Origin of the sequence: Streptomyces parvus (assembly GCF_032121415.1) — a bacterium.
GTDB lineage: Bacteria > Actinomycetota > Actinomycetes > Streptomycetales > Streptomycetaceae > Streptomyces > Streptomyces globisporus_A.
Map to the genome: position 1 here is coordinate 6,576,577 of NZ_CP135079.1, position 19,961 is coordinate 6,596,537.

Genomic DNA, 19,961 nt, shown 5'->3' on the forward strand with positions numbered 1-19,961 from the left:
GGGCGGGCCCTACGGCACCACGGTGACCGGCCAGCGCCCCGCCTTCACCAGGCGTACCGCCACCGAACCGATGAAGCGGTGCCCGGCCGACTCCGAGGCCCCGACCACCACCGCGTCCGCCTTCAGCTCGTCGGCCGCCGTCACCAGCCCGTTGTACGGGTCGCCCCGGAAGGTGTGGAACTCCCAGCGCACGTCCCACGCGTCCCTGAAGCGCTCCGTCGCCTCCCGGATCTCGGAGACCAGGGCGTCCGCGACCTCCCCCGTGGCATCGCCGACCGGTACGCCCAGGGCGGCGCCCGCCGTCATGACCGGCTGGACGTACACCAGGGCCAGCACGGCCTTCTGCCGACGGGCCAGACCGGCGGCGTAGGCCGCCGCGCGCATCGACGAATCGGAGCCGTCGAGCCCCGCGACGATCACCTTGGGGCCGTCCGTACCGCGTTCGAACTGATGAGGCTGCTGCTCTGTCACGGCTCCGAGGCTATCGGCTCGTCGGGAGAGGGAGCGGCCGGGCCGTCGGCCGACCTCCAGCGAATATGAACATACTGCGTCGATCGGGTGCAAAACGGTCGGCATGCGGTGTCGACGGCCGGGGCGGGCGTCCGGCCGTGCGAGCAGTTGGCCATGACACGTGATCACACCGGACCCGAGCGCCGCACCCTGCTGAGGATCGCCCTCGGCCTCGGAACCGCCGCCGCCGTGCACCTGGTCGTCGCCGATCCGGCGTCGACGCCCGGCCGCCCCGCCCGCACCGCGGGGACCCCGCCCGCCGCGGCCGCCGGGCCTCCGGCGAACGTGCGGGGCCGGCCCTCCCCGTACCGGCTCGACCCCATGACCGCGGGCACCCCGGCCCGGTTCCGGCCGGCCAGGCCGCCCGTACGCACCCGGCCCTTCGAGCGCCTTCCCGACCTCGGGCACTCGATGGTCCTCAGCTTCGACGACGGCCCCGACCCGCTGTACACCCCGGACATCCTGGCCACCCTGCGCGAACACGGGGTCCGCGCGATGTTCTTCGTCTGCGGCGAGATGGCCGTCGGCAACCCGGACCTGCTGCGCGAGATGGCCGACGACGGGCATGTGGTGGGCAACCACTCCTGGTCCCACCCGCTGATCCCGAAGCTCTCCCGCCCCGCGATCCGCGACGAGCTGGGGCGTACCAGCGACGTGGTGGAGCGGGTGCTCGGCGCCCCGCCGCTGTGGTACCGCGCCCCCTACGGCGCGTGGAACCGCAACTCCTTCGAGATCGGGGCCGAGTTGGGCATGGAGCCGATGGCCTGGACCGTGGACACTCTCGACTGGAAGGAGCCCGGAACCGGCACGATCGTCCGCCGGGTGCTGGACGGCGCGGCGCCCGGCGTCGTCGTCCTCTCGCACGACGCGGGCGGCGACCGCTCGCAGAGTGTCGCCGCCCTGCGCCGCTATCTCCCCCGGCTGCTGGCAGCGGGATACCGCATCACCGTGCCGCACCGCGTCTGAGCGGGCGCGCGGATGGTGGTGTCCCCGGCGGACCGCCGGGGACACCACCATGGGGGGCGCGTTCGGTCAGCGGGTGTCGACGAGCCGGGCGAAGACCACCACGTTGCCGTCGTAGCCGCCCGCCTTGGAGTAGCCCCCGCCGCAGGTGATCACGCGCAGCTCCGCATGGCCGGTGTCGCCGTAGACCCGGGGGCCGGGGAAGTCGTTCTTGGCGAAGACCTCCACCCCGTACACCTCGAAGATCCCGACCCGGCCGTCGTAGCGGGAGACCTCGACGCGGTGCCCCTTCTGGAGGGAGCCGAGGCCGTAGAAGACCGCGGGCCCGGACATGTTGTCGACATGGCCGACGACCACGGCGGTGCCCCGCTGGCCGGGGGCGATGCCGTTCTGGTACCAGCCGGCGAGGTTGGGGTCCTCGGCGGGCGGGGCGTCGATCCACCCGTTGGCGTCCAGGTTGACGTCGATGATCGGCGCGTCCACGTCGATGGAGCCGATCTTCACCCGGGAGGCGGGGGCGTACGGCAGCGGCTGCACCGGCTCGCCCTCCACCGGCGGGCCCGGGGCGTCCTTGCTCAGATCTAGCGAGGCGGCGGCCGCGGGCTGCGGCGGGCCGGCCTCCGAGAACTCCGTGCCGTTGCGCATGAGAGCGAGGCCGCTGAGCATCACCAGAGCGATCGCACCCCATGGCACCCGTCTGGTCCGCTCGCCCCCGGTGTAGTCCCGGCCCATGGTTCTCCCTTCGTCGCGACGCTGTGAACGTTAAGGGCGTCGCGCCGGGGCGGCGATCAGGGAGAGGCGAACGGGTGGCGGCGGGACCGGTCCCCGGTGGGTGCCCCTGATGGCTGACTGCCCATCGGAGTAATGAGCAGATAAAAGTTCTGACGGCCCGTGACCTGCGGCTCTGTCAGATCGCGAGCTGCTCGCACGGCGTGTCGCGTCATCAAGGTGGAGCAGTGCCGAAGTGCGAGGCACTCATCGGCTGGTGAGTGTTCGTCATGGGAGACGTTCTCGTCGATCCAGCTCCGGGGGAACAGCCCCCGGGGGCGTTTCCCGCTGGAGGTTCACACGATGCGTGCTTCACGCGCTCTCGCGGTCACCGCGACCGCCTTCGCGGCCGTCGGGCTCGCGGCCCCCATGGCCGCCGCCACCAACGGCCCGGTCAACGTCGCCGTCAACCCTCAGTCCGTCCACCAGGGTGGCACGGTGAAGATCACCGCGCAGGGCTGCGGCCACGGCGGCAAGGTCTGGTCGAACGCGTTCCCGACGACCACCCTCTCCGCGGGTGACGGCACCAACTACGCCCACGCCCGGGTCCGGGACAACACGACCCCGGGGCAGTACCACCTGTCCGTGAAGTGCAACGACAACAACCGGATCGCGACGCGCCAGTTCACCGTGCTCGCCGGCAACGGCGCGCAGGGCGGGCTCGGCGGCTCGATGGGCCCGAGCTCCGTCGAGATGCAGGTCGGCGGCGGTCTGGTGGCGGCTGCGGCCGTCGGTGGCGCGGTCTTCCTCGTCCGGCGCCGGCGGACGAGCCATGCGGCGTTCTAAGGCGTCGAACCTCCCGCCCGGCCCGATACGCCCGTCGCCCCGAGTCCTGGATCAGGACCCGGGGCGACTGCCGTGCGCCGCATGCTCGCGGGTCAATGGCGGCGGTCGGCGTTACGGCGACGCGCGAAGTAGAGGGCGCCCGAGGCCGCCGCGACCACCAGGGCCCCGCCGGCGGCGACCTCCACCGTGTCGGTGGTGCCGGAGCTGCCGCCGAGGCCGCCGCGCACCCCGCCCGGCACGAGCGCCGTCGAACTGGCGGTCGGGACCGTGGTGGGCGTCGGGGTCGGGGTGGGCGTGGGCCTGCTCGTCGCACCGCCGGTGATCGTCAGGTTGACGTTCCGGGAGGTGCCCGTGGAGCCGCACGTGAACGTCACCGCGTAGACGGCGCCCCGCCGCGCGTCGGAGTCGACGGTGGCGGTGGCCGACGTGGAGCCGCTGGGGATGGTGGCGGTGTCGAAGATGCCCGAGCTGACGGTCGTCTCGCCCGTGCAGCCACCGGAGCCGAGGGTGACCCGGCCGCCCGGTGCGATGACCGAGGGGGCGATCGTCGGATTGAACGTGCTGGAGGCCCCGTCCGGCGCGGCGAAGGCGGCGGACGGGGCGAGGAGCGTCAGGGCACCGGCGCCGAGCAGGGCGAGCGGTGCGACACGTATCGCGCGCATGGTGGATCCTCCGGGTTCCCCGAGGGGCAGCTGCGGAACCAATTTCCACATAGCAGGAAAAATGCACCTCGATGCCCGACACGCTAAGAGGGGTCCTCCCCACCCGCGATCGGGGTCCGGCGAATGGGTCACGCTCTCCCCCGACCGGCGCACCGGCCGGGGGAGCGGCGGTCACCCGGTGATGCCCGGGAACATGTCGATGAAGGGGTCGGCGGTGGCCGAGATGCCCCGGCCGAAGGGGGCGTCGAAGTCCCAGATCAGGAACAGAAGGAAGGCGATCAGCGCGCTGAACAGGCCCGCCAGGAGCAGTTCGCGGAACGTTCTGCGGATCTGTAGCGTGAAGATCAGCCCCACGGTCACCAGAGCCCCGATGATCAGCCCGAACCAGACCACCCCGGGCATCGTCGCCCCGGCGTTCTGCCCCCGTGAGCTGCGGGCGTCGTCCGCCGTCGCCACCTGGTCGACCAGCGGCTGGTACGCCTGCCCCTCGTGGTCGGTCTTCGGCTCGTAGTCGGTGACGTCCGCGCGCACCTTGTCCAGCAGTTCGGTGCCGCGCTCGGTGAGCGTGTTCCGCTCCGACATCACCTTCCACTCGTCGTTGACGACATGGCTGACATAGGCGTCGACGTCCGCCCGGATACGGTCGCGGACCTCCGCCGGGTAGACCGACGCCCGGGCCTGCACCTCGTGCAGCGCCTGCGCCTCGATGCGTACGGACTCCTGGGCGGCGCTGCGGCCTTCCCACACCCCGGCGATGGCGAGCCCCAGGACGATCGCGTAGACCACGCCGATCATCATCGTCATGTACTCGATGACGTCGGGGGTCTCGGAGGGATCGTCGTCCTCCCCCAGCCGCCGGTTGTTCAGGACGACGATGATGAGGACGACCGCGCAGGCGGACGCCATGGCAATGCTCAGTACGAGCCATTCGGACATGCATCTCTCCTGGTCAGCGGGATGACCGTGGCCGCAGGACGGCAACGGCGAACACCGCCGGGGCGGTGATGAGCAGCGTCAGCGACACCAGCGACGGACCGCTCCGCGGCTCTTTACGGGCCGGTTTGCGGTACGTCGGCAGTGCGACGGGCCGGGGTTCCGGCGGCTCGGTCCGCACCGGGGGCTCCGGCGGGGGCGAGGGCTTCGGGGGCGGTGCGGGTGCCGGAGGGGGCGGTGGCGCAGGCGGCGGGGGAGGAGGTGGAGGCGGTGGTTCCGCGACCACGGGTGGAGGCGGTTCCGCGACCACGGGCGGAGGTGGCGGTGGTGGTGGAGGAGGAGGTGGCGGTGGAGGGGCCGGTTTCGGCGGGGGCGGCGGTGGGGGCGGCTCCGGTTCGGAGACCGCGACGCAATCCCCGTCGCCCGCCACGGCCACCGAGGAACCGCTCCCGTCCTGCCCGATCGAGGCCACCGCGCAGGCGTCGGCGGTCGCGGGCGGCGGTACGGCCGTCAGCCAGAGAAGTGCGGCGGCCGCCGTGAGCCGCGCGATGCGTGATCCGTACACGAGGGGGAGCATGAACTACGCCCCCGGGCAACACGCGGTCGTCGCCGACGATTCGCCTGATCGTGCGGTTAATGGGCCATTCGTGTTTGCCCCGGTCGGCCCGACCCGCCGAATTCTCCTCGGACTTCCTTTGAACGCGACCCCGTCGGCGTCCCGTACCTAGGGCCACGAACGGCGCGGTCCCGCGCCGGGATCACCAGCGCTACGACGAAGCACCACGGGAGTCGACATGAACACCTGGCGCAACGCCTCGCTCGCGGTCACCGCGGCGGCTCTGTTGACGCTCACGACGGCGTGCGGTCAGGAACAGGGCGGCACGTCGCCGAACGGCCAGGCGGTGGGCAACGCCGCCCCGGCCCAGCAGCCCGCCGACAGCGGGTACGGGTCGGCCGGCGGGGGATACGGCTCCGGGGCCGACGCGGAGGCGGCGGAACCGAAGGAGGCCGGTCAACTCGCCGTCCAGGAGAGCAAGAAGCTCGGAAAGGTGCTGACCGACAGCGAGGGCTTCACGCTCTACCGCTTCGACAAGGACACCGCGAACCCGCCGAAGTCGACCTGCGAGGGCGACTGCGCCAAGGCCTGGCCGGTGGTGGCATCGGGCAACGCCGTCGCCGCGGCCGGCACCGACGACGAACTGCTCGGCGAGGTCACCCGCCCCGACGGCACCAGCCAACTTACCGTAGACGGCTGGCCGATGTACCGGTACGCCAAGGACACCGCCCCCGGCCAGGTCAACGGACAGGGAGTCGGCGGCACCTGGTTCGCCGCGGCCCCCGACGGGAAGAAGGCGGCGAAGAACGCCGACAGCGAGGGGGTCGCCGAACCGGCCGATCCCGCGGGACTTTCCGTCCGCAAGGACCCGGAACTCGGCGAGATCGTGGTGGACGGCCGGGGCATGACGGTTTACCGCTTCACCAAGGACTCCGCCTGGCCGATGAAGACGGCCTGCACCGGCGAGTGCCTCAAGAAGTGGCCGGTAGTCGCCCCCGTGGCCAAGAATGCGGTGGACGGTGTCACGACGAAGGGTTTCGTCACCTTCGACCGCCCCGACGGCATCAAGCAGCAGACCATCGACTGCTGGCCGATCTACACCTTCGCGGGCGACAAGAAGCCTGGAGACACCAACGGGCAGGGCGTCGGCGGAACCTGGTACGCCGTTTCCCCGGATTCCAAACTCGTCGGCGCCGCCAAGTAATCACGGACTCCGCAGAACAATCGCCCAGGAGCCCCAAGTGGCCCCGAACCGCCGGGAAACGGCGCCCGGAGTGCCGGTCCGTCGCTGCCCGTACACGCGCAGCGACGGACCGGCCGGGTATGGCACCTGAGTGTGACCAATAACGGATCGCTAATTTCCGTTTCCACTCGCTCTCTTGGCGGCCGATCAGTAGCCTCTGGTCAACACTGACCATGAACATGGCCGGATCGCCGTGGCGAACTTGTTGGAGACATCGATGGAGCGTCCCGCCTGGGCACCGCAGGGCATAGACATTTCGGTGCCGAGCGTGTCCCGCATGTACGACTTCTATCTGGGCGGATCGCACAATTTCGAGGTGGACCGGGAAGCCGCGCGCAAGGCCATGGAGTTCCTCCCGGGCCTTCCCAAGATCATGCAGGCCAATCGCGCCTTTATGCGCCGGGCGGTCCGCCACGCCGTCGACTCGGGCATCGACCAGTTCCTGGACATCGGCTCCGGCATCCCGACGTTCGGCAACGTCCACGAGGTCGCCCAGGCCGCCGATGCCGGCGCCAAGGTGGCCTACGTCGACCACGACCCGGTCGCCGTCGCCCACAGCCAGGCCGTGCTGGAGAGCAACGACCGTGCGGTCATCGCCGCCGCCGACCTGCGCCGCCCCAAGGAGATCCTGGCGAACCCGGAGATCACCGGACTGCTCGACCTGGACCGGCCGGTGGCCCTGCTGCTCGTCGCGGTGCTCCACTTCATCGAGGACGCCGACGACCCGCGCGGCGCGGTCGCCGAACTGCGCGACGCACTTGCCCCCGGCAGCCTGCTCATCCTGACCCACGCCTCGTACGAGGGCATCCCGCTGCCCAAGGAGGAGGCGGCCGGCACGGTCGGCGTCTACAAGAACATCCGCAACCCGCTGATCATGCGCTCGCGCGAGGAGATCGGCCAGTTCTTCGAGGGCTACGAGATGGTCGAACCGGGACTCGTGTCGATGCCCGAATGGCGGCCCGACACCCCGCAGTCGCCGGAGCAGGAAGACCCGTACGCCTTCTCGGGCTTCGGCGGGGTCGGGCGCAAGGCGTGAGCATTCCCGCCCAGGCGTCCGGAGAGCCGGACGCGGAACCCGACGGCCCCGAGGGGCGGCTCCGGAGATTCGCCAGAATCTGGAGCCGGGCCATCTTCCCCTTGACGGCCACCTCCCTGACCCGGCCGGAGTTCGAACAGCATCTGCTGCCCCTGGCACGCGAGCTGAACGGCATCCTGCACGCCCACCCCTTCGACGCCTCGCCCGCCCAGCGGATCGGCGCGGCCCTGATCGACGCCCACTGCACCGATCCGGACGCCCTCAGCTCCACGCTCGGTGTCGTCGACTCCTACCTCGTCCTCTACTGCGGCGGCAACGGACCCGGCCCGCTCTCCACCGAGGACGCCCGGGCCCGCTGCGCCCGGATCCAGCACACGCTGGCCGCCGGGTTCACCGGGGCCCTGCGCGAGCGCACGCTCGCCGAGCAGGAGGCCATCGCCCGCTCGGCGCTGACGGCCCGCTCGCACGCCGAAGAGGCCCTGCACGCCACCGAGGCCCGCTTCCGCGCGGTCTTCAAGGACGCCGCCATCGGCATCGGCATCGCGGACCTGGACGGCAACATCCTGGAGATCAACGACACGCTCACAAAAATGTTCGGCGGTCTCGAACACCACGTCCGCAGCCACAAGGTGAACGAGTGGGTCCACCCCGAGGACTCGCCCCAGGTGTGGAAGTACTACGGCGAGCTGGTACGCGGCGAACGCGAGCACTACCGGGTCGAGAAGGCGTACTACCGCAACGACGGCACGGTCCTGTGGACCAACCTCACCGTCTCCCTGCTGCGCGACTCCGAGGGCCGCCCCGAGTACCAGCTCGCGCTGATGGAGGACACCACCGAGCGCCGGCTGCTCAATCTCCGGCTGCGGTACGAGGCCACCCACGACGCGCTCACCGGCCTGCCCAACCGGACCCTGTTCTTCGAGCGCCTGGAGAAGGCCCTCACGGCCCAGGAGGGCGTCCGCTTCGGCCTCTGCTACCTGGACCTCGACGGCTTCAAGGCCATCAACGACAGCCTCGGCCACGCCGCCGGCGACCGCCTCCTGGTCGAGGTCGCCGACCGGCTCCAGAGCTGCGCCACCGCGCCCGGCGAGATGGTCGCCCGGCTCGGCGGGGACGAGTTCGTCGCCCTGACCACCGGACCGGACACGGCCGAGGAGGTGCACGAACTGGCCGGCCGCATCCTCAACGCGCTCGCCACCCCGATCCGCATCGACGGGCGCGAGCTCTCCGTGCGGGGTTCGATCGGCATCGTCGAGGGGCCGTCCGGGGAACGCAGCGCCGCCGAGGTGCTGCGCAGCGCCGACATCACGATGTACCGGGCCAAGGCGGCGGGCGGCAACCGCTTCCAGCTCGCCGACGCGGAGGCCGACGCGCGCGCCATCACCCGGCACGGGCTGACCACCGCGCTCCCGGCCGCCCTGGACCGGGGCGAGTTCTTCATCGAGTACCAGCCGCTCGTGCACCTGGGCGACGGCACGGTGCACGGCGCGGAGGCGCTCGTACGGTGGTGCCATCCGCAGCACGGGGTGCTCGGCCCCGACCGGTTCATCCCGCTCGCCGAGCACACCGGCCTCATCGTGCCGCTCGGCCGCTGGGTGCTGGAGGAGTCCGTGCGGCAGGCGAACTTCTGGCAGGAGCGGCACAGCGACGGCGGGCCGCTGCGGATCAACGTCAACCTCTCGCCGACCCAGCTGCACCACCCCCGGCTGGTCGCGGAGACGGTCGACGTGCTGGAACGTTCCGGTCTGGAGCCGGGAGCGCTCTGCCTGGAGGTGACCGAGTCCGCCCTGATCGGCGCCGACGACGATCTCCTCAAGCCGCTGCGGCAGCTCGCGGAGATGGGCGTCGACATCGCGCTCGACGATTTCGGCACGGGCTACTCGAACCTGGCGAACCTGCGCCGGCTGCCGGTGAGCGTGCTCAAGCTGGACCGTTCCTTCACCCGGGGCATGCAGCAGCATCCGGCGGACCCGGTCGATCTGAAGATCGTCGAGGGCATCGTGTCGCTGGCCCACAGCCTGGAGCTGGCCGTCACGGTGGAGGGCGTGGAGACGGGCGCGCAGGCCGAGCAGTTGCGCCGGATCGGCTGCGACACCGCCCAGGGCTGGTACTACGCCCGCCCCGGGGCCCCGGACCGCATCCACTCCCTGCTGCTGGCGGACGCGGTCTGATCCGGCGGCCGGGCGGGGGACCCCGCCCGGCCGCCGGCCCACGTCAGCCGGGTACCGGCCGGTGCTCCAGGAGCATCCGCTGGAGTTCGCGCGCGGCCCGCGGCGGGTCCACATCGCTGCGGTGCGCCAGTGCGATCGTGCGTCGCAGCCCGCCTCCGGCCAGCGCGGTCCTGCGCAGGTCGTGGCCCGCCCGGGCGGCGACCATGCTCGGCACCACGGCGATGCCGAGCCCCGCCCGTACGAAACCGAGCACCGCGTCCATCTCGCCGCCCTCGACGGTGAACGTCGGCTCGAAGCCCTCCGCGCGGCACGCTGCGAGCGTCAGCTCCCGCAGGTTGTACCCGTGCCGGAACATCACCAGCGGCGCCCCCTCCAGATCCGCGATCCGGATCGCACCGTCCCGACCCGGCGGAGGCTCCGTCGCCGCGGACACCACCACCAGGTCCTCCCGCAGCAGCTCCACCGTGGTCAGCGCGGGGGAGGCGGCCGGCAGCGGCAGCACCACCAGCGCCAGATCGAGCGCCCCGCGCGCCAGCTGACGTACGAGATCGTGCGAGCCGCCCTCCTCCAGCAGCAGCCGCACCCCCGGATGCCGGTCGTGGAAGGCACGCAGCAGGTCCGGCAGCAGCCCGGTGCACAGGCTGGGCGTCGCGCCCAGACGCACCCGGCCGCTGCGCAGCGAGACCAGTTCCTGGACCTCGTGGCGCGCGGTCTCCGCGTCGGCGAGGATCCGCCGGGCCAGCGGCAGCAGCGCCTCGCCCGCGTCGGTGAGCGTGATGTTGCCCCGGGCGCGGCTGAACAGGTCCGCGCCCAGCTCGGCCTCCAGCGCCCGGATCTGCTGGGAGAGCGAGGGCTGCGACACATGGACCGCCTCGGCGGCCCGGGTGAAGTGCCGGGCCTCGGCGACGGCCACGAAGTAGGTGAGCTGCTGGAAGTGCATACGCCGACGATAGACCTCACTGATAGGTACTGCCTATGGAGATCAGCCGGACCATGTCTTGGACTGATCAGGTCCCCCGCCCCTACCTTCGTGTCCATGGCATTGGCAACGCGGACGGACCGACGGCCGTCGATGACGCGTACGCTCTGGGACTCGACCGTCGGCAAGAAGACGATCATGGCCGTGACCGGTCTGGTCATGCTCGGATATCTCGTCGCCCACATGGTGGGCAACCTGAAGATCTTCTTCGGACCCGGTGAGTTCGACGGGTACGCCCACTGGCTGCGCACCATGGGCGAACCGGTCCTGCACCACGAGTGGGCGCTCTGGATCGTCCGCGTGGGGCTCGTCGCCGCCGTCGTGCTGCACGGCGTCTCGGCGTACCAGCTGAGCCGCCGCGACATCAAGGCGCGCCCCGCCAAGTACGTCCACAAGAGGCCCCGCGCGAGTTACGCCACCCGGACCATGCGCTGGGGCGGCATCATCCTCGCGCTCTTCATCGTCTGGCACATCCTCGACCTGACGACCGGCACCGTGCACACGAGCTTCGAGGCCGGGCACCCGTACCAGAACGTCATCGACACCTTCTCCACCTGGTACGGCAACGTCATCTACATCGTCGCGGTGCTCGCCATGGGCCTCCACGTCCAGCACGGATTCTGGAGCGCCGCGCAGACCCTCGGCGTCGGCAACGCGGCCCGCGACCGCATCCTGAAGACCCTCGCAAACGTCCTCGCGGCGGTGCTGACCCTGGGCTTCGTCTCCGTACCCGTCGCCGTCATGACCGGAGTGGTGAGCTGACATGCCCGACTACACGCAGTACCGCACGGGTGAGCCCGCCGTCGACACGAAGGCCCCCGAGGGCCCCGTCAACGAACGCTGGGACACCCGCCGCTTCCAGGCCAGACTCGTGAACCCCGCCAACCGGCGCAAACACACGGTCATCGTCGTCGGCACCGGCCTGGCCGGCGGCGCCGCCGGGGCAACGCTCGCCGAACAGGGCTACCACGTCGTCCAGTTCTGCTTCCAGGACTCGCCCCGGCGCGCCCACTCGGTTGCCGCCCAGGGCGGCATCAACGCCGCGAAGAACTACCGTAACGACGGCGACTCCATCCACCGGCTGTTCTACGACACCGTCAAGGGCGGCGACTTCCGCGCCCGGGAGTCCAACGTCCACCGCCTCGCCCAGATCTCCGTCGAGATCATCGACCAGTGCGTCGCCCAGGGCGTCCCCTTCGCCCGCGAGTACGGCGGCCTCCTCGACAACCGGTCCTTCGGAGGCGTCCAGGTCTCCCGTACGTTCTACGCGCGCGGCCAGACCGGACAGCAGCTCCTCCTCGGCGCCTACCAGGCGCTCTCCCGGCAGATCGCCACCGGCGGCGTCGAACTCCACGCCCGTACCGAGATGCTGGACCTGATCGTGGTCGACGGAAAGGCGCGCGGCATCGTCGCCCGCGACCTCGTCACCGGGAAGATCGACACCTACTTCGCCGACGCGGTCGTCCTGGCCACCGGCGGCTACGGCAACGTCTTCTACCTGTCGACCAACGCCATGAACTCCAACGCCACCGCGATCTGGCGCGCGCACCGGCGCGGAGCGTACTTCGCCAACCCCTGCTTCACCCAGATCCACCCCACCTGCATCCCGCGCACCGGCGACCACCAGTCCAAGCTGACGCTGATGAGCGAATCGCTGCGCAACGACGGCCGCATCTGGGTCCCCAAGGCCGAGGGGGACACCCGTCCGGCCAACCAGATCCCCGAGGACGAGCGCGACTACTACCTGGAGCGCATCTACCCCGCCTTCGGGAACCTGGTGCCCCGCGACATCGCCTCCCGCGCCGCCAAGAACGTCTGCGACGAAGGGCGCGGCGTCGGCCCCGGCGGGCAAGGGGTCTACCTGGACTTCGCCGAGGCCATCCAGCGCATGGGCCGCAAGGCCGTCGAGGCCAAGTACGGAAACCTCTTCGACATGTACCAGCGGATCACCGACGAGGACCCCTACACGGTCCCCATGCGGATCTACCCCGCCGTGCACTACACGATGGGCGGACTCTGGGTCGACTACGACCTCCAGACCACCATCCCCGGCCTTTTCGCCATCGGTGAGGCCAACTTCTCCGACCACGGGGCCAACCGGCTCGGCGCCTCCGCCCTGATGCAGGGCCTCGCCGACGGCTACTTCGTCCTGCCCTCCACCATCAACGACTACCTCGCCCGCAACCCGCACACCGAGAACGTCGACGCCGAACACCCCGCCGTCGCCGAGGCGGTGGCGGAGACCGAGGACCGTATCAACCTGCTGCTCTCCGTCGACGGCGACCGCACCCCCGACTCCTTCCACCGTGAGATCGGTGAACTCATGTGGGAGTACTGCGGGATGGCCCGCTCCGAGGACGGCCTGCGCAAGGCGCTCGCCAGGATCCCTCGGATCCGCGAGGAGTTCTGGCGGCGCATCAAGGTCCCCGGCACCGGCGAACAGTTCAACCAGTCGCTGGAGAAGGCGAATCGCATCGTCGACTACCTGGAGCTCGCCGAACTCATGTGCCTCGACGCCCTGCACCGCGCCGAGTCCTGCGGCGGCCACTTCCGCGAGGAGTCCCAGACCCCGGACGGCGAGGCCGAACGGCGCGACGAGGAGTTCTCCTATGCCGCCGCCTGGGAGTTCACCGTCACCGGCGGCGCCCCTGTCCTGCACAAGGAAGACCTCGTCTTCGAGTACGTCCACCCCACCCAGCGGAGCTACGCATGAAGCTCACCCTGCGCGTCTGGCGTCAGCGCAACGCCGAAGAGCCCGGCGCCATGGCCACCTACGAAGTCGACGACATCTCCGCGGACATGTCGTTCCTGGAGATGCTCGACACCCTCAACGAGGAACTCACCCTCGCCGGGGACGAGCCCGTCGCCTTCGACCACGACTGCCGCGAGGGCATCTGCGGCGCGTGCAGCCTCGTCATCAACGGCGACGCCCACGGCCCGGAGCGCACCACCACCTGCCAGCTCCACATGCGGTCCTTCGCCGACGGCGACACGATCGACATCGAGCCCTGGCGCGCCTCCGCCTTCCCGGTCATCAAGGATCTGGTCGTGGACCGCTCCTCGTTCGACCGGATCATCCAGTCCGGCGGCTACATCTCCGCCCCCACCGGCACCGCTCCGGACGCCCACGCCACCCCGGTGCCCAAGCCGGACGCCGACTTCGCCTTCGAGCACGCCGAGTGCATCGGTTGCGGGGCCTGCGTCGCCGCCTGCCCCAACGGCTCGGCGATGCTGTTCACCTCGGCGAAGGTCAACCACCTCAATGTCCTGCCGCAGGGCGCCCCCGAGCGTGAGACCCGCGTCCTGGACATGGTGGCCCAGATGGACGAGGAGGGCTTCGGCGGCTGCACCCTGACCGGCGAATGCGCCACGGCCTGCCCGAAGGGCATCCCGCTGCCCTCGATCGCCGCGATGAACAAGGAGTGGCTGCGGGCGACCCGCAAAGTCCGCCGCTGACGCGGGAGCCGATCCCGTATGGACTCGGGGCTCGCCCCCCCGGAGCCGTACGGGACCAGCGGCGCACGGTCAGCGCCGCAGCGCCTTCGCCAGATACGGGGCCGTACGGCTCCCGGCGGTACGCGCCACCTCGGCCGGGGTGCCGGCCGCGACGATCCGGCCGCCCCGGTCCCCGCCCTCCGGCCCCAGGTCGATGACATGGTCCGCGCCCGCCACCACGGCCATGTCGTGCTCCACGACCACCACCGTGCTCCCGCCGTCGACCAGCGCGTGCAACTGCCGCATCAGCACCTCCACATCGGCCGGATGCAGCCCCGTCGTCGGCTCGTCCAGCAGGTACAGCGTGTGCCCGCGCCGGGTGCGCTGGAGCTCCGCCGCCAGCTTGATGCGCTGCGCCTCGCCGCCGGACAGCTCGGTAGCGGGCTGCCCGAGCCGCAGATAACCGAGCCCCACGTCCAGCAGGGTCCTCAGCGCCCGCTCGGCGGCGGGCGTCCCGGCGAAGAACGACGCCGCCGACTCCACGGTCAGATCGAGGACCTGAGCGATCGTCAGGCCGTCCAGCGTGACGTCCAGCGTCTCCGGGTTGTAGCGCGCACCATGACAGTCCGGGCAGGGCGCGTACGTGCTGGGCAGGAACAGCAGCTCCACCGAGACGAAACCCTCGCCCTGGCAGGTCTCGCACCGCCCGCCGCTCACGTTGAACGAGAACCGCCCGGCCCCGTAGCCGCGCTCCCGGGCCGTCTCCGTCCGCGCGAACAGCTTCCGTACGGCGTCGAACAGACCGGTGTACGTCGCCAGATTGGACCGGGGCGTCCGCCCGATGGGCTTCTGGTCGACCTGGACGAGCCGGTCCACCGCCTCCAGCCCGGTGACGGAGGCGCAGAACCGCTCGCCCGCCCCGGTCGCCTCCTCGCCCGCCTGCCGGTCGGCCAGCACCCCGGCGAGGACCTGGCCGACCAGGGTCGACTTGCCCGAGCCGGACACCCCGGTCACCGCCGTGAACACCCCGAGCGGGAATTCCGCGTCGACGCCCCGCACATTGTGCCGCTCAACGCCGGTCAGCCGGATCCACCCGGACGGGGTGCGCGGCTCGCGTACCGGCGCGGGGCCCCGGCCGTCCTCGGGGAAAAGGAAGCGCCGCGTCGCAGACTCCGGGACCTGGGCGAGCCCCTCCGGCGGACCGCTGTGCAGCACCCGCCCGCCGTGCTCCCCGGCCAGCGGACCCACGTCCACCAGCCAGTCCGCCCGTCGCACCACGTCCATCTGGTGCTCCACCACGAAGACCGAGTTCCCGGCCTCCTTGAGCCGGCCCAGCACCCCGAGCAGTGCCTCGGTGTCCGCCGGATGCAGCCCGGCCGACGGTTCGTCCAGGACGTACACGACACCGAAGAGACCCGACCGCAACTGCGTTGCCAGCCGCAGCCGTTGCAGCTCGCCGGAGGAAAGCGTCGGGGCCGTGCGGTCCAGGCTCAGATAGCCCAGGCCCAGCTCCGTCACCGTCCCGATCCGCGCCAGCAGATCGGTCGTCAGCACCCGGGCCGTCTCCTCGCCGCCCGCGCCCGCCCCGGCCAGCACCTCCGCCAGCACGGACAGCGGCAGCCCGGCCAGCTCCGCGATGGTCCGCCCGGCGAAGGTCACCGCCATCGCCTCGGGCCGCAACCGGCTCCCGCCGCACACCGGGCACGGCGCACTGGTCAGAAAGCGCTCCGCCTTCGCCCGCAGCGACCGGCTCTTGGTGTCGGCGAAGGTGTGCAGCACATAGCGCCGCGCGCTCATGTACGTGCCCTGGTAGGGGCGTTGGATCCGGCCCGCGTCCCGCACCGGATGCACCGTCACCACCGGCTGCTCGTCGGTGAACAGGATCCACTCGCGGTCCTCCGGATCCAGCTCCCGCCAGGGCCGGTCGACGTCGTAGCCGAGGGCGTCCAGCACATCCCGCAGATTCTTCCCCTGCCACGCCCCCGGCCAGGCGGCGATCGCCCCCTCCCGGATCGACAGCGAGGGATCCGGGACGAGCAACTCCTCGTCCGTCCGGTGGATCCGCCCCAGCCCGTGGCACTCCGGGCACGCCCCGACGGCGGTGTTGGGGGAGAAGGAGTCGGAGTCCAGCCGGTCGGCCCCCGGTGGGTAGTCGCCCGCCCGGGAGAAGAGCATGCGCAGCGAGTTGGAGAGCGTCGTCACCGTCCCGACGGACGACCGGGCGCCCGGGGCGGAGCGCCGCTGCTCCAGCGAGACGGCGGGCGGCAGTCCGGTGATCTCCCCGACGGCCGGCGCGCCCACCTGGTGGATCAGCCGTCGGGCGTAGGGGGCCACGGACTCGAAGTAGCGGCGCTGGGCCTCCGCGTAGAGGGTCCCGAAGGCGAGGGAGGACTTCCCCGACCCCGACACGCCCGTGAATACGGTCAGGGTGTCGCGCGGGATGTCGACCCGCACGTCCTTGAGGTTGTGCTCGCGCGCGCCGCGCACCCGGACGTACGGATCGTGGGGGGAGTGCATGGGGCTCGGCTCCGTACGGGTGGGATGCTGACGCCTGGGGGCGCCCTGGAGAACAACGTGGGGGACAAACAGTCCGATTCTAGGCGTCGGCGCCGGTGGTGGGCCTGCCGGACCCCGCCGCGCGACCCACGGGGCTCGGGCTCCGTTCGGCTGCCCGGCCCGGCGGCCGGGCCAGCCGGGCGAGCCGCCGTAGCGAGTCCACCAGCGCCTCCCGGTCGTACGTGCTGGTCGTGACGAGCACCTCGTCCGCCCCGGTCTCCCCGACCGCGCGCTCCAACTGGGCCGCCACCTGGTCCTCGGTGCCGTGGACATGGCCTTCGAGCCCCTGCTCGTACAGCGACCGCTCCTTGGCCGTCATGGTCAGGGCCTCGATGCGCTCGGCCGGGGCCAGCGGAGGGAAGTCGCCGTGCGTACGGGAGTACGCCATGGCCCACGCCTCCGGTACGAGCAGCCGGCGGGCCGCCTCCTCGGTGCCGGCGACGGCCACCGTGCCCGCGACGATCACCTCGGGGTGCTCGGCGCGGGCCGACGGACGGAAGTCGCGGCGGTAGACCTCGATGGCGCGCAACACCTTGTCCCGGCCGCGCAGGTCGCCGATGACGAGGGGGAGCCCGGCGGCCGCGGCGACCGACGCGCCCTCGCCGATCGCGAGCACGTACGCGGGGATCCGCAGGCCCTCCGCCGGATGGGCGTGCACTCCGGGGTGGGCCTGCTGGGTGCCGTCGATCCAGCCGAGCAGTTCGGTCAGGCGCCCGGGGAAGTCGTCGGCGTCCTCCTTGCCGTGGCCGAGCGCCCGGCGTACCCCGTCGGTGAAGCCCACGGAGCGGCCGAGACCCATGTCGATCCGGCCGGGAAAGAGGGAGGCGAGCACCCCGAACTGCTCGGCGACGACCAGCGGCCGGTGGTTGGGCAGCATCACTCCGCCGGTGCCGACCCGGATGGTGGAGGTCGCCGCGGCGACGGCGGCGGCGAGCACGGTCGGCGCGGACCCCGCGACCCCCGGCACACCGTGGTGTTCGGAGACCCAGAAACGGTGGAAGCCGAGCGCTTCCGCCTCCCGGGCCAGATCCACGGTGTCGCGCAGCGCCCGGGGGCCGTCGTGCCCCTCGCGGGTGCGGGAACGGTCCAGGACGGAGAAGCGGGTCGACGCGATCACAGAGCTCACGCCCTGTTCAACGCGCTCGTTCCGCAGGGATTCCCGAGGTGCTTCCTAAGCTGGGGGAGTGGACAACGACGCACGGCCGCTGGCCGTATTCGACCTGGACGGCACGCTCGCGGACACCGCCCACCGGCAGCCCTTCCTGGAGGGCGCCAAGCGCGACTGGGCCGGCTTCTTCGCCGCGGCCGTGGACGACCCGCCGCTCCCGGAGGGCGTACGGCTGGTGCTCGCGAGCGCCGAGGAGTGCCGGATCGTCTATCTGACCGGACGCCCCGAGCGGTGCCGCCGCGACACCGTGCGCTGGCTGAGCCGCCAGGGGCTGCCCGAGGGCACGCTGTTCATGCGACGCGACGACGACCGGCGCCCCGCCCGCCGGACGAAGCTGGACATCCTCCGGCGGCTGGGGCGGACGGGGCGGGTGCACATGCTCGTGGACGACGACGAACTGGTCTGCGATGCGGCCGAGGTGGCCGGATTTACCGTGGTGCGGGCCCCTTGGGCCGATCCGTCGGATGCGCTGAAGGCTGCCCAGGAGCACGAGGGGCGTACCTGATCAGCTGTTTTCGTCGAGCCGAAAGCCCACTTTCAGGCCGACCTGATAGTGCGCGATTCGGCCGTCTTCGATATGGCCACGAACTTGATTAATCTCGAACCAATCGAGATTGTGCAACGTTTCCGCCGCTCTTGCGACGCCGTTCCGGATCGCCGCGTCGATGCCCTCGTCGGAGGTTCCTACGATCTCGGTGACCCGATAGGTGTGATTCGCCATTGTTTGTCTCCTCTCCTGTGACCACGGTGCCCCAATCCGGGGTGTCCCGCGAGGGGGGGAACGGGGCGAACCGGGACAGGCGTCCGCCTTGACCTACCCATTGGTCCATACCAAAATTCAGCCAACCGCCCGTGCGAGCGCCGCCCGCAATCCCCCCACACCGGGTCCGATTTCGTTGTGCCGTTTCGCAGAAGGTGACCACGTGAAGAACCGCATACTGGCTGGAGCCATCGCGCTTGTCTCGACCGTCGCACTCGGTGGATGCGGCTACATATCGGGCTCGGGCGGCGGTGACCGCACAGTGACGGTCTGGCTGATGAAGGACAGCGTCTCGCCCGGCTTCCTGGACAAGTTCACCCGGTCGTACGAGGAGGAGAACCCCTCGATCGAGCTGGACTTCCAGATCCAGGAGTGGAGCGGCATCGGCCCCAAGGTCGTCTCCGCGCTGGAGGGCGACGACGCCCCGGACGTGATCGAGGTCGGAAACACGCAGGTCGCGCAGTACGCGGAGAGCGGCGGCCTGCGGGATCTGACCCTCGAATCGATGCGCGACCTGGGCAGCGAGGACTGGCTGCCCGGCCTGGCCCAGCCCGGCAGCATCAACGGCGTGCAGTACGGCATCCCGTGGTACGCGGCCAACCGGGTGGTGATCTACAACAAGGACATCTTCCAGGAAGCGGGCATCGACGCCGTCCCGAAGACGCGCGCCGAGTGGATCGAGGCCACCGAGAAGCTCAACAACAGCGGAAACCAAGGCATTTACCTGGCCGGTCAGAACTGGTACGTGCTCGCCGGATTCATCTGGGACGAGGGCGGCGAGCTCGCCGACGAGAACGGCGGCGACTGGCAGGGCGCCCTGGACACCCCGGAGGCCCTGGCGGGCATGGAGTTCTACCAGAAACTCCAGGCGCTCGGCGACGGACCCAAGGACGCCGACGAGGAGAAGCCCCCGCAGACCGACGTATTCGCCAAGGGCGACGTCGCCCAGATCATCTCGGTGCCGGGCAGCGCCGCGCTCATCGAGCAGAAGAATCCCGAACTCAAGGGAAAGCTGGGCTACTTTCCCATTCCCGGCAAGACCGCGAAAGCGCCCGGTTCGGTGTTCACCGGCGGCTCCGACCTCATCGTCCCGAAGAACGCCGACGAGCGCAGCGCGGGCATCGCCGTCGTCAAGGCGCTGGCGAGCGAGAAGTGGCAGACGGAGCTGGCCCGGGGCATGAGTTACGTCCCGAACAAGCCGAGCCTCGCCCACGTCATCGAGGGTGACGAGGGGACGGCGGCCATGGCGGAAGGCGCCACCCGCGGCCGCGCCACCCCCAACTCGGCGCAGTGGGCCAGGGTCGAGGCGGAGAACCCGATCAAGCCCTACATGACGGCTGTGCTCCAGGGCGGAGACCCGGCCCGCGAGGCCAAGACCGCATCCGAGCGCATCACCGCCCTGCTCACCGGCACCGGCACCGGCTGATCCCGCCCC

Annotated in this window: 18 protein-coding genes; 10 read left to right on the plus strand and 8 right to left on the minus strand. The window is 71.1% G+C overall.

All coding sequences use genetic code 11. The features are described 5' to 3' along the window. Positions 1–9 precede the first annotated feature (9 nt). The gene (locus tag RNL97_RS30485) at positions 10–471 is read right to left on the minus strand and encodes a universal stress protein (protein ID WP_030584562.1); all 462 of its coding nucleotides are present in this window, start codon (positions 469–471) and stop codon (positions 10–12) included. A gap of 153 nt (positions 472–624) precedes the next feature. Here RNL97_RS30485 and RNL97_RS30490 point away from each other — a divergent pair, with 153 nt between their 5' ends. Continuing rightward, a complete protein-coding gene (locus RNL97_RS30490; protein WP_030584560.1) occupies positions 625–1,476 on the plus strand; it encodes a polysaccharide deacetylase family protein in 852 nt (283 codons plus the stop codon). A gap of 66 nt (positions 1,477–1,542) precedes the next feature. Here RNL97_RS30490 and RNL97_RS30495 read toward each other — a convergent pair whose 3' ends face one another. After that, the gene (locus RNL97_RS30495; protein WP_006129168.1) at positions 1,543–2,205 is read right to left on the minus strand and encodes a class F sortase; all 663 of its coding nucleotides are present in this window, start codon (positions 2,203–2,205) and stop codon (positions 1,543–1,545) included. A 339-nt stretch (positions 2,206–2,544) separates the two neighbouring features. On the opposite strand from RNL97_RS30495, the gene RNL97_RS30500 reads away from it, so the two are divergent. After that, positions 2,545–3,027 carry a hypothetical protein gene (locus RNL97_RS30500; RefSeq protein ID WP_030584558.1) on the plus strand — a complete coding sequence of 161 codons (483 nt, stop codon included), beginning with the start codon at positions 2,545–2,547 and terminating at the stop codon, positions 3,025–3,027. A gap of 92 nt (positions 3,028–3,119) precedes the next feature. Here the strand turns inward: RNL97_RS30500 and RNL97_RS30505 are convergent, their stop codons facing one another. After that, positions 3,120–3,689 (minus strand): hypothetical protein, encoded by a 570-nt coding sequence (locus RNL97_RS30505; protein WP_313751445.1) that lies wholly within the window; start codon positions 3,687–3,689, stop codon positions 3,120–3,122. 171 nt (positions 3,690–3,860) lie between these two features. Next, positions 3,861–4,625 carry a bestrophin-like domain gene (locus RNL97_RS30510; protein WP_030584554.1) on the minus strand — a complete coding sequence of 255 codons (765 nt, stop codon included), beginning with the start codon at positions 4,623–4,625 and terminating at the stop codon, positions 3,861–3,863. A gap of 791 nt (positions 4,626–5,416) precedes the next feature. Between RNL97_RS30510 and RNL97_RS30515 the strand changes: the two genes are divergently transcribed. The 3 genes from RNL97_RS30515 to RNL97_RS30525 all read left to right on the plus strand — a co-directional run bounded on the left by RNL97_RS30515 (position 5,417) and on the right by RNL97_RS30525 (position 9,628). Next, entirely contained in the window at positions 5,417–6,382 is a 966-nt protein-coding gene (locus tag RNL97_RS30515) for an SCO0930 family lipoprotein (RefSeq protein WP_030584552.1), read from the plus strand. A 256-nt stretch (positions 6,383–6,638) separates the two neighbouring features. After that, complete coding sequence (locus tag RNL97_RS30520; RefSeq protein ID WP_313751446.1) at positions 6,639–7,457, plus strand: SAM-dependent methyltransferase; 819 nt, start codon at positions 6,639–6,641, stop codon at positions 7,455–7,457. Continuing rightward, on the plus strand, positions 7,454–9,628 hold the full coding sequence (locus RNL97_RS30525; RefSeq protein ID WP_030584547.1) for a putative bifunctional diguanylate cyclase/phosphodiesterase: 2,175 nt from the start codon (positions 7,454–7,456) through the stop codon (positions 9,626–9,628). Before RNL97_RS30520 ends, RNL97_RS30525 begins: the two co-directional genes overlap by 4 nt. A gap of 43 nt (positions 9,629–9,671) precedes the next feature. On the opposite strand, the gene RNL97_RS30530 is transcribed toward RNL97_RS30525, so the two are convergent. Then, positions 9,672–10,568, minus strand: a complete 897-nt coding sequence (locus tag RNL97_RS30530; RefSeq protein ID WP_030584544.1) for a LysR family transcriptional regulator — start codon at positions 10,566–10,568, stop codon at positions 9,672–9,674. Positions 10,569–10,700: 132 nt separating this feature from the next. Between RNL97_RS30530 and RNL97_RS30535 the strand changes: the two genes are divergently transcribed. Genes RNL97_RS30535 through RNL97_RS30545 form a run of 3 tightly spaced genes read left to right on the plus strand, consistent with a single transcriptional unit; the run spans position 10,701 to position 14,063 of the window. Beyond that, entirely contained in the window at positions 10,701–11,369 is a 669-nt protein-coding gene (locus RNL97_RS30535) for a succinate dehydrogenase (RefSeq protein WP_243316486.1), read from the plus strand. A 1-nt stretch (position 11,370) separates the two neighbouring features. Next, a complete protein-coding gene (locus RNL97_RS30540; protein ID WP_030584532.1) occupies positions 11,371–13,320 on the plus strand; it encodes a fumarate reductase/succinate dehydrogenase flavoprotein subunit in 1,950 nt (649 codons plus the stop codon). Further along, positions 13,317–14,063, plus strand: a complete 747-nt coding sequence (locus RNL97_RS30545) for a succinate dehydrogenase/fumarate reductase iron-sulfur subunit (protein ID WP_030584530.1) — start codon at positions 13,317–13,319, stop codon at positions 14,061–14,063. The genes RNL97_RS30540 and RNL97_RS30545 overlap by 4 nt, the downstream gene beginning before the upstream one ends. 69 nt (positions 14,064–14,132) lie before the next feature. Here RNL97_RS30545 and uvrA read toward each other — a convergent pair whose 3' ends face one another. Together uvrA and RNL97_RS30555 are read right to left on the minus strand one after the other, a co-directional pair. Continuing rightward, positions 14,133–16,559: an excinuclease ABC subunit UvrA gene (gene uvrA, locus RNL97_RS30550; protein ID WP_030584527.1), complete on the minus strand. Its 2,427-nt coding sequence runs from the start codon at positions 16,557–16,559 to the stop codon at positions 14,133–14,135. Between the two features lie 79 nt (positions 16,560–16,638). Next, the gene (locus RNL97_RS30555) at positions 16,639–17,724 is read right to left on the minus strand and encodes an MsnO8 family LLM class oxidoreductase (protein ID WP_391737363.1); all 1,086 of its coding nucleotides are present in this window, start codon (positions 17,722–17,724) and stop codon (positions 16,639–16,641) included. 58 nt (positions 17,725–17,782) lie between these two features. On the opposite strand from RNL97_RS30555, the gene RNL97_RS30560 reads away from it, so the two are divergent. Further along, on the plus strand, positions 17,783–18,271 hold the full coding sequence (locus RNL97_RS30560) for a phosphatase domain-containing protein (RefSeq protein WP_313751447.1): 489 nt from the start codon (positions 17,783–17,785) through the stop codon (positions 18,269–18,271). Here RNL97_RS30560 and RNL97_RS30565 read toward each other — a convergent pair whose 3' ends face one another. Then, entirely contained in the window at positions 18,272–18,487 is a 216-nt protein-coding gene (locus RNL97_RS30565; protein ID WP_030584518.1) for a dodecin, read from the minus strand. Positions 18,488–18,689: 202 nt separating this feature from the next. Between RNL97_RS30565 and RNL97_RS30570 the strand changes: the two genes are divergently transcribed. After that, positions 18,690–19,952 (plus strand): extracellular solute-binding protein, encoded by a 1,263-nt coding sequence (locus RNL97_RS30570; RefSeq protein WP_243315991.1) that lies wholly within the window; start codon positions 18,690–18,692, stop codon positions 19,950–19,952. Positions 19,953–19,961: the final 9 nt, after the last annotated feature.